Source organism: Amycolatopsis thermalba (assembly GCF_003385215.1).
GTDB lineage: Bacteria > Actinomycetota > Actinomycetes > Mycobacteriales > Pseudonocardiaceae > Amycolatopsis_E > Amycolatopsis_E thermalba.
Genome location: NZ_PQHW01000070.1, coordinates 1 through 13,763 on the forward strand (window position 1 = coordinate 1; position 13,763 = coordinate 13,763).

The following is a 13,763-nucleotide window of genomic DNA, read 5'->3' on the forward strand; positions in this document are numbered from 1 at the left end:
ATCCGGGGGCGGGTGGATGGTGGGTGGCCGCACCCCGGGATAGCGGCACCTCGCGGGGTTGTTCGCCCAGGTGCGGGTGGGCACGGGCCGGCTGCGTGGGGTGGTGGCGGGTCGGTCACCGGCGGGTGGTGTCGGTCAGGACGAAGGTGTCCGGGGGCGGGTGCGCGGCGGTGGCCGCTCCCCGGGGAAGCGGCACCTTGCCGGGTCGTTCGCCCCGGTGGGGTGATGAGGGTCGGTCACCGCCGGGCGGTGTCGATCAGGACGAACGTGTCCGGGGGCAGGTGGGTGGCGGTGGCGGCGCCCCACGACGCGAGGACCTCGCCCGCGGGTTCGCCCAGGTCGGCCGGCTCGGGGCCGAAGTTGCACACCAAGCGCAGCGCGCCGCGGTCCAGTACCAGCAGCGCGTCGTCGGCGTGCACCGCGAACCGGTCCAGCCACGGGTCCGCCAGCTCGGGCCGGGACCGGCGCAGCGCGATCAGCGACCGGTACAGCTCGAGCATCTTGCGGTGCCCCTCCTTGCCCGGCTCCGACCAGTCCAGCCGCGACCGCTCCACCGTCGCCCGGTCCATCGGGTCCGGCACCTCGGCCTCGCCCCAGCCGTGGCGCGCGAACTCGCGCCGGCGGCCCGTCCGGACCGCCTCCGCCAGCTCCGGGTCGGGGAACGAGGCGAAGAACTGCCACGGCGTGCTCGCCGCCCACTCCTCGCCCATGAACACCATCGGCGTGTACGGCGAGCAGAACACGATCGCCGCGCCGCAGGCCAGCCGGCCGGGGGACACCGAGGCGGACAACCGGTCGCCGGTCGCCCGGTTGCCGATCTGGTCGTGGTTCTGCAGGTAGATCAGGAACCGGTGGCCGGGAACGGTCCGCGTGTCCACCGGGCGGCCGTGCGTCCGCTCCCGGAACGACGACCACGTGCCGGCGTGGAAGAACGCCTGCCGCAGCGTCCGCTCCAGCGCCCCGGGCGCGCCGAAGTCGGCGTAGTACCCGCTGGTCTCCCCGGACAGCGTCACGTGCAGCGCGTGGTGCAGGTCGTCGCACCACTGGGCGTGCAGCCCGTACCCGCCGCCCTCGCGCGCGGTGACCAGCCGCGGGTCGTTGAGGTCCGACTCGGCGATCAGCGTCAGCGGCCGCCGCACCGCCGCGGACAGCGCCTCCACCTCCACGGCCAGCTCCTCCAGCAGGTGCGTGGCCCGCCGGTCGTTCAGCGCGTGCACCGCGTCCAGCCGCAGCGCGTCGACGTGGAAGTCGCGCAGCCAGCCCAGCGCGTTGTCCAGCACGTACCGGCGGACCTCGTCGGAGCCCTCCCCGTCGAGGTTCAGCCCGGGACCCCAGTCGTTCCGCCCGGCGAAGTACGGCCCGAACCGGTCCAGGTACGCCCCGGACGGCCCGAGGTGGTTGTAGACCACGTCGAGCACCACGGCCAGGCCCCGCGCGTGGCAGGCGTCGACGAACCGCTTGAACCCGTCCGGCCCGCCGTAGGGCTCGTGCGCCGCGCCCCACAGCACGCCGTCGTACCCCCAGCCGTCGGTGCCGTCGAAGGAGTTGACCGGCAGCACCTCGACGAACGTGACCCCGAGGCCGGCCAGGTGGTCCAGCCGCTCGATCGCCGCGTCGAACGTGCCCTCGGGCGTGAACGTGCCGATGTGCAGCTCGTAGATCACCCCGCCGGGCAGGGCGCGTCCGGTCCACGAGGCGTCGGTCCAGGCGAACGCGGAGTGGTCGTAGATCCGCGACGGCCCGTGCACACCCTGCGGCTGCCAGGCCGAGCGCGGATCGGGAAGCGCTTTCTCATCGTCGTCGAGCACGAACGCGTAGTCGGCGCCCGGCGGCGCGGGCACGTCGGAGAACCACCAGCCGCCGCCCCCGGCGGTCATCTCGTGGTCGGCGCCCCCGGTGCGCACGCGGACCCGGGAAGCCGCGGGGGCCCACACGCGGAACGTCATGACTCTCCTCGCACCAGCAGGGCGACCGGGTACCGCGCCAGCATTGCGGACAGCTCACCGGTGACCGCCGCCCCGGTGATCGCGTCGGTCCACGCACCGGCGGGCAGCGGCAGCACCGTGTCCCGCCAGCCGCCGCCCTCGGCGAGCCCCACCGGCAGCCGCGTGGCCACCGTGATCAGCCCGCTGCGCTCGAAGGCGACCGCGTGCGCGGCGGCCGGGCCCTCGGCGTGCAGGCGGCGGTAGCCGGTGAACAGCTCCGGGCGGTCCCGGCGCAGGGTCAGCGCCCGGTGCACGACGAGCAGCTTCGCCGCACCGGAGGAGTCGACCGGCGGCAGCCACCCGCCCGCGATCTCCTCCAGCAGCCTGGCGCGCAGCGCGTAGTCCACCGGCCGCCGGTTGTCCGGGTCGACCAGCGACAGGTCCCACAGCTCGGTGCCCTGGTAGACGTCCGGCACGCCGGGCGCGGTGAGCTGGATCAGCTTCTGCGCCAGGGAGTTCGACCACCCCGGGCCGCGCACCCGCTCGACGAACTCCTCGACCTCGGCCGCCAGGTCCGCGTCGCCGAGGACCTCGTCCGGCCAGGCCGCGACCGCCCGCTCGAACTCCTCGTCGTGGTCGGTCCAGGTGGTGCGGAGCTTGCTCTCCTTGGCCGCCTTGTCCAGGTAGCCGCGCAGCCGGTCCGGGGTGATCGGCCAGGCGCCCACCAGCGTCTGCCACGCCAGCAGGTTCAGCGACGGCTCGTCGATCCCGCGCCGCGCGGTCCACCGGGTCACCGCCTCGGCGAACTCGCCCGCCACCTCCGACAGCACCGCCAGCCGGGCCCGCACGTCCTCGGACCGCTTGGTGTCGTGCGTGGTCAGCGTGGTCATCGCCGCCGGCCAGCCGGCCTCGCGCGCGGCGGCCATCGCGTGGAAGGCGTCCACGGAGGAGCCGAAGTCGTGCGGGGAGCCGCCGACCTCGTTGAGCGCGGCGAAGCGCGTGTAGCGGTAGAAGGTGGTGTCCTCGGTGCCCTTGGCGACCACCATGCCGGACGTCTGCTGGATGCGGGTGGCCAGCTCGCCGCGCGGGTCCTCGCGCACCTGGAAGTCCAGCGCGTCGATCGCCTCGGCGAGATCGGGCCGCGCGGCGCGGGCGGCGGCGAGCGCGCCGGCCCAGTGCGCCGCGCCCTCGGGCAGGTAGGACCGGTACACCGGGAACGCGATCATCGTCTCGGCCACCGCGCCCTGTGCCGCCTCGGGTTCCACGCCGCGCACCAGCGCGGCGATCCGGCGCACCTCGGCCACCAGGATCCGGTCGGTCACCAGGCGCCGCGCCCGGTCCTCGACCTCGGCGTAGTCCACCGGCTGGCCCAGCCGCCGGGCCAGCTCCGTCAGCGGCGCCTCCCCGGCCGGGTCGACCAGCAGCCCGGTGATCTCCCGCAGCGCGTCGTAGCCGGTGGTGCCGTCCACCGGCCAGCTCTGCGGCAGGTCCTCACCCGGGTGCAGGATCTTCTCCACCACCAGCCACGCCTCCGGCGCGCCCGCGCGCAGCATCCGCATGTAGCCGCCCGGATCGGCCAGGCCGTCCGGGTGGTCCACGCGCAGCCCGGTGACCTCGCCCTCGGCGACCCAGCGCAGCACCTCGCCGTGCGTGGCCTGGAAGACGTCGGGCAGCTCGACCCGCACCGCGGCGAGCGTGGTGATGTCGAAGAAGCGGCGGTAGTTCAGCTCCGCGTTGCCGCGCCGCCAGCCCACCAGCTCGTAGTGCTGCCGCGCGTGCACCTCCTCGGGGCTGCCCTGCCCGGTGCCGGGCGCGATCGGGAACCGGTGCTCGTAGTAGACGAGTTCCTCGCCCTCGACCCGCAGCCCGGCCACGTCGGCGTCGTCCCCGAGGACGGGCAGCAGCACCTTGCCGCGCCGCCAGTCGATGTCGAAGTAGTCGGCGTGGGCCGAGCCGGGGCCGTGCCGCAGCACGTCCCACCACCACGGGTTCGCCTTGGCGACCTCGACCGCCATGTGGTTGGGCACGATGTCCACGACGAACCCGAGCCCGGCCGCGCGCAGCCGCTTCGCCAGCGCCCGCCGCGCGTCCTCGCCGCCCAGCTCCGGCCGTGCCCGCGTCGGGTCGACCACGTCGTAGCCGTGGGTCGAACCGGGCGTGGCGTCCAGCACCGGCGAGGCGTAGAGCGCGCCCACGCCGAGCTCGCGCAGGTAGGGGATGCGGTCGGCGGCGTCGGCGAAGGTGAACTCCGGGCGCAGCTGGACCCGGTAGGTGGCGGAGGGTCTCATGCGTCCACCCGCTGCAGCACCACGAGCGAGCGGGCGGGCAGGTTCAGCGTGCCGCCCGCGGGCACCGGCTCACCCGGCTCCTCGGCGACCGTGCCGGCCTCGGTGTCGACCACCACCGCCCAGCCCGCGCCGTAGTCGGCGCCCGGCAGCACCAGCTCGATGTCCTCGTAGTGCGCGTTGAACGCCAGCAGGAACGAGTCGTCGGTGACCTTCATGCCGCGCGGGTCGAGGTCGTTGATGCCCTCGCCGTTGAGGAACGCGACGATGGCCTTGCCGAAGCCGTCGTCCCAGTTCTGCTCCTTCATCTCCTCGCCGGACGGGGTGAACCAGGCGATGTCGCGCAGCTCCTCACCCTTGCCGATGGGCTTGCCCGCGAAGAAGCGGCGGCGCCGGAACACCGGGTGCTTCTTGCGGAAGGCGGCCAGCGCGGCGGCGAACTCGACCTGGTCGGCGTTGGCCTTGGCCAGCGACCAGTCCATCCAGGAGATCTCGTTGTCCTGGCAGTAGACGTTGTTGTTGCCCCGCTGGGTGCGGCCCATTTCGTCGCCGTGCAGCAGCATCGGCACGCCCTGCGACAGCAGCAGGGTGGCGAGCATGTTGCGGCGCTGCTTCGCCCGCAGCGCGAGCACCTCTTCGTCGTCGGTCTCGCCCTCGACACCGCAGTTCCACGAGCGGTTGTCGTCGGCGCCGTCACGGCCGTCCTCGCCGTTGGCCTCGTTGTGCTTGGTGTTGTAGGACACCAGGTCCTGCAGCGTGAAGCCGTCGTGCGCGGTGACGAAGTTGATCGAGGCGTACGGGCGGCGGCCGTCGTCCTGGTACAGGTCGGATGATCCGGTCAGCCGCGAGGCGAACTCGCCGAGCGTGGCCGGCTCGCCGCGCCAGAAGTCCCGCACGGTGTCCCGGAACTGGCCGTTCCACTCCGTCCACAGTGGAGGGAAGTTGCCGACCTGGTAACCGCCCGGCCCGACGTCCCACGGCTCCGCGATCAGCTTGACCCGGCTCACCGTCGGGTCCTGCTGCACCAGGTCGAAGAACGTGGACAGCCGGTCGACGTCGTAGAACTCGCGGGCCAGGGTGGCGGCGAGGTCGAACCGGAACCCGTCGACGTGCATCTCGGTGACCCAGTACCGCAACGAGTCCATGATGAGCTGCAGGGTGTGCGGGTTGCGCACGTTCAGCGAGTTGCCGGTGCCGGTGTAGTCCATGTAGTACTGCGGCTCGTCCTCGACCAGCCGGTAGTAGGCCTGGTTGTCGATGCCGCGCATGGACAGCGTGGGGCCGAGGTGGTTGCCCTCGGCGGTGTGGTTGTAGACCACGTCGAGGATGACCTCGATGCCGGCCTCGTGCAGGGCCTTGACCATGCCCTTGAACTCCTGCACCTGGCCGGCCTGCTCGGGCAGCGCCGCGTAGCCCTCGTGCGGGGCGAAGAACCCGATCGTGTTGTAGCCCCAGTAGTTGCGCAGGCCCTTCTCGGCGAGGCCGTGGTCGGTGATGAACTGGTGCACCGGCATCAGCTCGATCGCCGTGACGCCGAGCTTCGTCAGGTGCTCGATGACCGCCGGGTGCGCCAGGCCGGCGTAGGTGCCGCGCAGCCGCGGCGGCACCTCCGGGTGGTTCATGGTGAGGCCGCGCACGTGCGCCTCGTAGATCACCGTCTCGTTGTAGGGCGTGCGCGGCGGCCGGTCGTCACCCCAGTCGAAGAACGGGTTGACCACCACCGCGTGCGGCACGTGCGCCGCCGAATCGGCGTCGTTGCGCTCGTCCGGTTTGCCGAACGGGTAGGCGAACAGCGCCTCGTCCCAGTCGATGTGACCGGCGATCGCCTTGGCGTAGGGGTCGATCAGCAGCTTGTTCGGGTTGCAGCGCAGGCCACGCGACGGGTCGTAGGGACCGTGCACGCGGTAGCCGTAGCGCTGACCGGGACCGACACCGAGCAGGTACCCGTGGTGGACGAACCCGTCGACCTCGGTGAGGCGGTGCCGTTCCTCGGTGCCGTCGGCGTCGATCAGGCACAGCTCGACGAACTCCGCGACCTCCGAGAAGAGGGCGAAGTTGGTGCCCACACCGTCGTAGGTGGCGCCGAGCGGGTAGGGCATTCCGGGCCAGGGCGGCACAGGTTCTCCTTCTAGCGTTGAGCGAGCCGTGATGTCCGACGTGTGCCCAATCTAGCGGTCTTCACGCGCTTCGCCCGGCCAACCGGCGCGCGGCGCGCAAATACTCCACGACATGGCGCACTCGTGCGTCCGCGAAGAACGCTTCCACCGCGACGGGCAAGGGAATCCGCCAGTTCGGGTACTCGTCCGTGGTGCCGGGCAGGTTGGGCTGGCGCCGCTCGCCGATCACGTCGGCCGGCGCGGTCAGCAGCAGGCGCGACGCGGCGGAGGCGAGCAGGGTGTGCAACGCCGTCACCGGGTCGTCGCCCGGGATGCCCTGCTCGGCGATGAACGCGAGCAGGTCGGACCGTTCGGCCGCGGCGCTCGCCGCCTCCTTCTCCGGCGGCCCGTCGAGCAGCCCCAGCTCGGCCCGCACCCGCACGTGCTCGCCCGCCAGCCACCCGGCCACGGTCGGCAGGTCGTGGGTGGTGATGCTCGCCATCGCGTCGCGGTCCCACTCGGCGGGCGGCACGAACGGGTGACCGGGGGAGTCGTAGTCCCGCTGGAACCACAGCACCGCGGAGCTGAGCACCCCGCGCTCGTGCAGGGTCTTGGTCACCGCGGCCTCGACCGTGCCCAGGTCCTCGCCGACGACCACCGCGCCCGCGCGGTGCGCCTCCAGCGCGAGGATGCCCAGCATCGCCTCGGCGTCGTAGTGCACGTAGGTGCCGCGGGAGGGCGGCTCGCCCGGTGGGATCCACCACAGCCGCCACAGCCCGGCGACGTGGTCGATCCGGATGCCGTCGGCGTGCCGCAGGACGCCGCGGATGACGTCGCGGAAGGGCGCGTAGCCCAGCTCGGCCAGCCGGTCCGGGCGGAACGGCGGCAGGTTCCAGTCCTGGCCCTGCTGGCTGAAGGCGTCCGGCGGCGCGCCGACGGTCACCTCGGTCGCGAACGCGTCCCCCAGCGCCCAGGTGTCCGCGCCGCCGGGGTGCACGCCGACCGGCAGGTCGTGCACGATCCCCACCGGCATCGCCCCGGCCGCCTCGCGGGCCCGGCCGAGCTGGTCCTCGCACAGCTGCTGCAGCCAGCCGTGGAAGGCGATCCGGCCGGCCAGCTCGGTGCGGGCGGCGGCGACCGCGCCGCCGCGCGGATCGCGCAGCGGTTCCGGCCATTCGCGCCAGTCCGGGCCGTGCCGCTCGGCCAGCGCGCAGAACGTCGCGAAGTCGCGCACGGCCTCGTCCAGCGCGGTGGGCTCGTGCAGCGGCCACAGCAGTTCGAGCGCGGCCAGCTTGGCGCTCCAGATGGCGTCGTAGTCGATCAGGTCCGCGTTGTCCGGCCGCAGGGCCAGCACCCGCGCGCGCAGGTCCTCGCCGGCGCGGGCGAACTCGGGCGTGCCGGTGACCCGCAGGTAGAGCGGGTTGGCGTAGCGGCGGCTGGCCGGCGAGTACGGGGAGCGTTCGACCGGGTGGACCGGGCTGATCGCCTGCACGGGGTTGACCAGCAGCACCCCGGCGCCCAGCTCGGCGGCCGAGCGCCGGGCGAACTCGGCCAGGTCGCCGAAGTCCCCGGCGCCCCACGAGGCGTCCGAGCGCAGCGAGTACAGCTGCAGCATCCAGCCCCAGGCCGGCGGCACCTCGGGCAGGCGGTGCGGCACGACGGCGAGGGTGATCTCCTGCCCGGCGGTCTCCACGCGGTGCCAGCCCAGCGGCAGATCGGCGGGGATCATCCGGCCGATCTCCCGGCGGGTGCCGTCCTCCAAATGCAGGACAGCGGGCCCGCCCGCGTCGTGTTCGGTACCTTCTCGCAGCACGAGCGTCGGGGGCAGCACGGTGGCCGCCCGGCGTTCGCGGACCGCGGCCAGCTCGCGGCGGATCGCGTCCGGCCCGGACGCGTCCACCCCGAACTGGGCGAGGACGGCGACGACGACGTCCGCCTCGACCTCGACCTCGCGTTGCTCGGCGTTCTCGTACCGGGTGGCCACTCCGTGGGCGTGCGCGAGGGCGATCAGGTCGGGTTCCACCCGTTCAGGATCCCGGTCCGGGGCGGGTGCCGCCACACGAACGAGACGAGGAGAACGCATGGCGCGCTGGGCCGATCACGCGATCTGGTGGCACGTGTACCCGCTCGGCTTCACCGGCGCCCCACCGTCGGCGCTGCCCGAGGGCAGCGGGCCCGAGCACCGGCTGGCGCGGCTGGAGCCGTGGCTCGACTACGCCGTCGAGCTGGGCTGTTCCGGTCTGCTGCTGGGTCCGGTGTTCGCGTCGCGGACCCACGGCTACGACACGGTCGACCACTTCCGGATCGATCCGCGGCTGGGCGACGACGCCGATTTCGACCGGTTCGTCGCCGCCGCGCACGGCCGCGGCCTGCGGATCGTGCTGGACGGTGTCTTCAACCACGTTTCGCGCGAGTTCGGGCATCCCGAGTGGTTCCGGCGCGAGGGTTCCGGCCACGCGGTGTTCGAGGGGCACCAGCACCTGGTCGCGCTGGACCACACGCAGCCGGCGGTCGCGGACTACGTGGGCCGGGTGATGAGCCACTGGCTCGGGCGCGGCGTGTCCGGGTGGCGGCTGGACGCGGCGTACGCGGTGCGGCCGGAGTTCTGGGCCGCGGTGCTGCCCGGGGTGCGGCAGCGGTTCCCGGACGCGTGGTTCGTGGGCGAGGTGCTGCACGGCGATTACGCGGGTTACGTCGCGCGCAGCGGCCTGGACTCGGTGACGCAGTACGAGCTGTGGAAGGCGATCTGGAGCTCGCTGCACGACGGGAACTTCTTCGAGCTGTCGTGGGCGCTCAAGCGGCACGACGAGCTGATGGAGTCGTTCGTGCCGCAGACCTTCACCGGCAACCACGACGTGACGCGGCTGGCGAGCCGGCTGCCCGACGAGCGGCACGTGGCGCACGCGCTGGCCGTGCTGTTCACGGTGGGTGGCGTGCCGAGCGTGTACTACGGCGACGAGCAGGCCTTCCGCGGTGTCAAGGAGGAACGGGAGGGCGGGGACGACGAGATCCGCCCCGAGTTCCCGGCCGGCGCGGGGCAGCTCGCGCCGTACGGCTGGCCGGTGTACCGGCTGCACCAGAGGCTGATCGGCCTGCGGCGGCGGAACCCGTGGCTGGTGCGGGCGCGCACGGAGGTCGAGCACCTGACCAACCGGGCGATGGCGTTCCGCTCCCGCGACGGTGACGAGGAGATCCTGACGTTGCTCAACACGGGTGACGACCCGTATCGATTCCCGGTGGGCATCGATGGGTTGCGGGTGCTGGACTCCTCGTCGCCGGACGGAAAGGCCCCGTGGCCGACGGTGCCGCCGCACGGATGGGCGGTGCTGGGCCGGTGACCGGGGTGCGGCCGGATTGAGCCGCGCCCTCCGCGCACCTGCTGCGGGCCGGCGTTGAACCGGGCTTCAGGCGGTGTCCTCCGGGCGGCGCCGCTCGATCATCGTGTCCGGCGCCGACTCCGGGACCTCCGTGCGCAGGTCGGAGTCCCGCAGCACCTCACGTGCCTGGGCCTCCGGGTCGGCGCTGCCGGCGTGCTCCTCCTCGGGCAACAGGGTCGACCGCGTTTCCGCGCGGTCGTCCACCGCGTTGCGCTCGTCGAACACCCGCGGCCGGTCGAGGTCGTGCTCGGCGCGGACGCGGTTCTCCTCGGCGGGCGACATCTCCGTGGCGCCCAGGTCCAGTGGCTCGTCGTTGCGCGGTGTCACACCGCGGGCGTACCCGATCACGGGTTCCTTCACACCCCGCCGGCCCCGCGTCCGCGCGGGGCCGGCGACAGCACGCGCGTCAGCGGGTCCGCTGCTCGGTCGCGGCCGGGGTGGCCTCCGTGATCTGCACGGTCGCGAGCACGTTGTCCTGGCCGGGGTTCTGCGTGCACTGCGAGTCGAACGTGCCGAGGCCGGTGTCGGAGCCGTCGGCCTTCTTCGGGTGCAGCGTCAGCAGCAGGTCGCCGACCGAGACGGTCGCCGGGCCGGCCTGGGTGAACGTCAGCGACGGCGTCGTGCCGGTCGCGGTCACCTCGAAGGCGCCGGAGGCGGGGATCGCGATGGGGGCGATCGTCGTCGGGACCGTGACCGGCAGCGTCGCCTCCGGGGCGGCGACCGTCGCGGACGCCTGGGCGGTGCCCTCGACCGTCTTGGCGCCGACCAGGTTCAGCCCCGCCGTCGCGGTCGCCGGCACGGTGGCGACGGCCTCGATGCCGAACTCGGGCGTCGGCTGGCCCACGGTCGCGGTGGCGGGGATGTCGGCGTTGATCACGACGCTGATCTGCTGGTTGCCGATCAGCGGGAACGGGCAGGTGTAGGTCAGGGTCAGCGAGGCCGGGTCGGCGGCGCCGGTGCCGGCCCCGGCGAGCAGCCCGGCCGCGGCCGAAACCGCCAGAACCGACCCGGAGAGAAATCCGCCCGCAACGCTCTTCCGATTCATCGAAATCTCCGTTGATTGTTCGCCGGAAAGGATTACCGGCGAGTAATCTAATGACCGGAAAATGGCCGGGCAAGGCGCGGCGGAAAACTTGTCACCGGGTGCAGGGGTTTTCCCGGGGAAGTTGGCATTCCCGGTGGAGCTGCGGATTTCCGCTTCGCACTCACCCGGATGACAAGTCTCGATTCGTTCCGCTGGCACCGCGCTGACAAGTTTTGACACCCATTCGCAAGATCACTAAGGTCCCGTCGTGACCCAATCCCTGCCGCAGTTTCTCGCGACCTGGGCCCGCCGGGAACCGGACGCCGTCGCGGTGTCCGACCCCACCCGCTCGCTCACCTGGGCCGAACTCGACCGGCGCGTGACCGCGGTGGCCGCGTGGCTGCGGCGCTTCAGCTTCGACGGCGTCCGCGCCGCGATCCTGGCCGACGAGGGCGTCGACTGGGTCGTGGGCTTCCTCGCCACCCTGCGCGCCGGCCTGGTCGCGGTGCCCGCCTTCGCGCCCGGGCGCGACGACGCCTGGCTCACCGCGACGATCACTGACGCCGCTCCGGAAATCGTGCTCACCACCGGGGAAAAACTGCTCGACGTCCGCGCGCTCCTGGACACCGCCGGGGTCGAGGTGTGGCGGATCGTCGCGATCGACTCCGTGCCCGCCGAGGAGTCGGGCCTGGCCGAGCCGGACCCCGCCGGCGACGCCTGCCTGTGCTACACCTCCGACTCGGTCGGGGTGGTGCTCACCCACGCCGGTCTCGTCGACAGCGCCGCGCGCACCGCCGAGACACGCCTGCTCGGCGACCGGGCCGCCGTGGTCGTCAACTGGCTTCCGCTGTGCCAGCTGGGACTTCCGCTCGCCGTGGCCGCGCCGGTGTTCGCCGGCTGCCCGGTGGTGCACCTGCCGCCCGAGGAGGTTCGGGAGCGCCCGGAGATCTGGCTGCGCGCGCTCGAGGCCCACCCAGGCGCGGTGACCGCGGCGGCGAACTCGTTCCTCGCGCGCTGCCCGGTGCCCGAGGGGCTGGACCTCAGCGGCGTCCGTGCGCTGCTCGACGTGGGCGAACCGGCGCGGTATCGCGCGGTGCTGCCCGGGTCGGGCCTGCGCCCGGACGCGCACCGCGCCGCGTACGGGCTGCTGGAGGCCACCGGCCTGGTGTCGGTCGGAGACGGCCCGATGTCCAGCGGGCGGCCCGGCCGCACCGTGGTGATCGCCGACCCGCGGACGCGGCGCTCGCTGCCCGCGGGCGTGGTGGGGGAGATCTGGGTGACCGGGCCGACGGTCGCGCGCGGGTACTGGCGGCGGCCCGCCGCGTCGGCGGAGACGTTCTGCGCCCTGCTGCGCGACGACGCCGAGGCGGGGGAGCCGGGCTGGTGGCTGCGCACCGGCGACGCCGGGTTCCTCTCCGGCGGCGAGCTGACCGTCCTCGGGCGCCTGGCGAACCGGTTCCGGGCCGGGGACGCGGAGATCCAGGCGGAAACCGTGGAGGCGACGGTCGAACGGGTCGTGCCCGAGCTGCTGCCGGGCTCGGTGATCGTCTTCCCAGTCGCCGAGGGGGAGGTCGTGGTGCTGGCCGAATCGGACGGCCCGTTCGCCGGCGCGGTGGCGATCGAACAGGCCGTCGCGGACGGCTTCGAGCTGCGGGTGCGTGACGTGCACGTGGGCTCACCGGGCTGGCTGCCGCGCACCGTGGCGGGCAAGCCCGCGCGCGGCGCCTGCCGGGACGCCTACCTGGCGGGCATCCCGGCGGCTCCGTAGCCGCTAGCCCCCGGCCGGCGTCAGCAGTTCCGCGGCCCGCAGCGCGATCTCCAGCCGCAGGCGGTGCTCGGGATCGTTCAGGCGGTCCCCGAACAGCTCCTCGATCCGGCGCATCCGGTAGCGCACGGTCTGCGGGTGCACGCCCACCAGCAGCGCCATCTCCGGCGCGCTCCCGCTGGACTGCAGCCACGCCAGCAGCGTCTGCCCGAGCCGGGTGCGCTGCTTGTCGGTCAGCCCGTGCAGCGGGGCCAGGCACCTCTCCCGCAACTGTCCGATCAGGAACTCGTCGGCCAGCAGCCACAGCGTGGCCAGGTGGTCGTCGGCGTGCAGCACCGGGGTGCGCGGGAGGATGCCGCGCACGCTCAGCTCCATCGCGCGGCGCGCCCAGCGCAGCGACACGGCGGCCTCCGCCAGGGGCACCAGCGGCCCGACCGCGACCCGCCAGCCGCGCAGCGCCCCCTCCAAATCCTCCGGTGGCGCGGCCGCGAGCAGGCACGGCTGCGGGCTCTCCAGGTCCGCGAGGACCTCGGCGGGCAGGGCGGGCGGCGGCAGCCGGTGCTGGTCGTGGCGCGGCTCCAGGGCCATCGCGACGACCTTGTCCGGCACGTGCCACCCGGCGGCGCCGGCCAGTCCCTCGACGGCCTGCGGCGCGGGCGCGGGCTCGGACAGCACCAGGCCGAGCAGCTGCCTGCGCTGCCGCGCGCGGGTGCCGGCCGCGCGGGCCTGCGCGGTGCGGTAGCCCTGCACCGACAACGCGGAAATCTCGTCCACATAGGCCAGTACGGCCTCGGCGCCGACGTAGAGCAGGTCCGACGGCAGGCCGCGCGCCTGGCCGACCTTGGCGATGTAGCGCCACGCCGCCAGCCCGCCGACCCGGTAGGCCGTCTGGATCTGGTCCAGCGGGCGGCCCTCGCTGTACTCGATGCGGCCCAGGTGCCGGAACACGCCGATCCAGTTCTCCTGGTTCACCGCCGGGTTGCCGAGGTTGTCCAGGCACTGCCCGACCGCCTCCCGCACGCCGCGCACGATGACCTCGCCGAACGGGCCCTCCAGCGGCCGGGCGTACTCGGGCACCGCGCACTGGATCTCGGCCAGGATGACCCGGGTGAGCGCGTCGGCGTGCGGGCGGAACACCTTGGTCAGCTCGCGCGGCAGCGACGCCCACAGCGCGCCGGCCCGGCCGAGCACCCGGGCCTCGCCGGGCGGGCGGCGCGGGTGCGGCGCCCGCGGCGGCGCGGTGCGTCCGGGCCGGACGTCGGCATCGATCGTCATGTCAACCCCTGCTCGG

The 13,763-nt window shown here is 73.6% G+C and carries 9 protein-coding genes; 2 read left to right on the forward strand and 7 right to left on the reverse strand.

Annotation, left to right across the window (positions count from 1 at the left end; genetic code table 11):
- Positions 1-236: 236 nt before the first annotated feature.
- The 4 genes from treZ to malQ all read right to left on the reverse strand — a co-directional run bounded on the left by treZ (position 237) and on the right by malQ (position 8,329).
- Entirely contained in the window at positions 237-1,946 is a 1,710-nt protein-coding gene (treZ, locus tag D0D15_RS24280; RefSeq protein ID WP_094006971.1) for a malto-oligosyltrehalose trehalohydrolase, read from the reverse strand.
- Positions 1,943-4,213, reverse strand: coding sequence for a malto-oligosyltrehalose synthase (gene treY, locus D0D15_RS24285; RefSeq protein ID WP_115944762.1), 2,271 nt, complete (start codon positions 4,211-4,213; stop codon positions 1,943-1,945). Before treY ends, treZ begins: the two co-directional genes overlap by 4 nt.
- Complete coding sequence (glgX, locus tag D0D15_RS24290; protein WP_094006975.1) at positions 4,210-6,327, reverse strand: glycogen debranching protein GlgX; 2,118 nt, start codon at positions 6,325-6,327, stop codon at positions 4,210-4,212. Before glgX ends, treY begins: the two co-directional genes overlap by 4 nt.
- A 61-nt stretch (positions 6,328-6,388) precedes the next feature.
- Complete coding sequence (malQ, locus tag D0D15_RS24295; protein ID WP_094006977.1) at positions 6,389-8,329, reverse strand: 4-alpha-glucanotransferase; 1,941 nt, start codon at positions 8,327-8,329, stop codon at positions 6,389-6,391.
- Positions 8,330-8,387: 58 nt separating this feature from the next.
- On the opposite strand from malQ, the gene D0D15_RS24300 reads away from it, so the two are divergent.
- Positions 8,388-9,644 (forward strand): alpha-amylase family protein, encoded by a 1,257-nt coding sequence (locus D0D15_RS24300; RefSeq protein WP_094006978.1) that lies wholly within the window; start codon positions 8,388-8,390, stop codon positions 9,642-9,644.
- A gap of 66 nt (positions 9,645-9,710) precedes the next feature.
- Here D0D15_RS24300 and D0D15_RS24305 read toward each other — a convergent pair whose 3' ends face one another.
- A complete protein-coding gene (locus D0D15_RS24305) occupies positions 9,711-10,010 on the reverse strand; it encodes a hypothetical protein (protein WP_094007148.1) in 300 nt (99 codons plus the stop codon).
- A 79-nt stretch (positions 10,011-10,089) separates the two neighbouring features.
- Positions 10,090-10,728 (reverse strand): DUF6801 domain-containing protein, encoded by a 639-nt coding sequence (locus tag D0D15_RS24310; protein ID WP_115944763.1) that lies wholly within the window; start codon positions 10,726-10,728, stop codon positions 10,090-10,092.
- A 247-nt stretch (positions 10,729-10,975) separates the two neighbouring features.
- Here D0D15_RS24310 and D0D15_RS24315 point away from each other — a divergent pair, with 247 nt between their 5' ends.
- Positions 10,976-12,475, forward strand: coding sequence for an AMP-binding protein (locus D0D15_RS24315; RefSeq protein ID WP_115944764.1), 1,500 nt, complete (start codon positions 10,976-10,978; stop codon positions 12,473-12,475).
- 3 nt (positions 12,476-12,478) lie between these two features.
- On the opposite strand, the gene D0D15_RS24320 is transcribed toward D0D15_RS24315, so the two are convergent.
- Positions 12,479-13,747, reverse strand: a complete 1,269-nt coding sequence (locus tag D0D15_RS24320) for a PucR-like N-terminal domain-containing protein (RefSeq protein ID WP_115944765.1) — start codon at positions 13,745-13,747, stop codon at positions 12,479-12,481.
- Positions 13,748-13,763 lie beyond the last annotated feature (16 nt).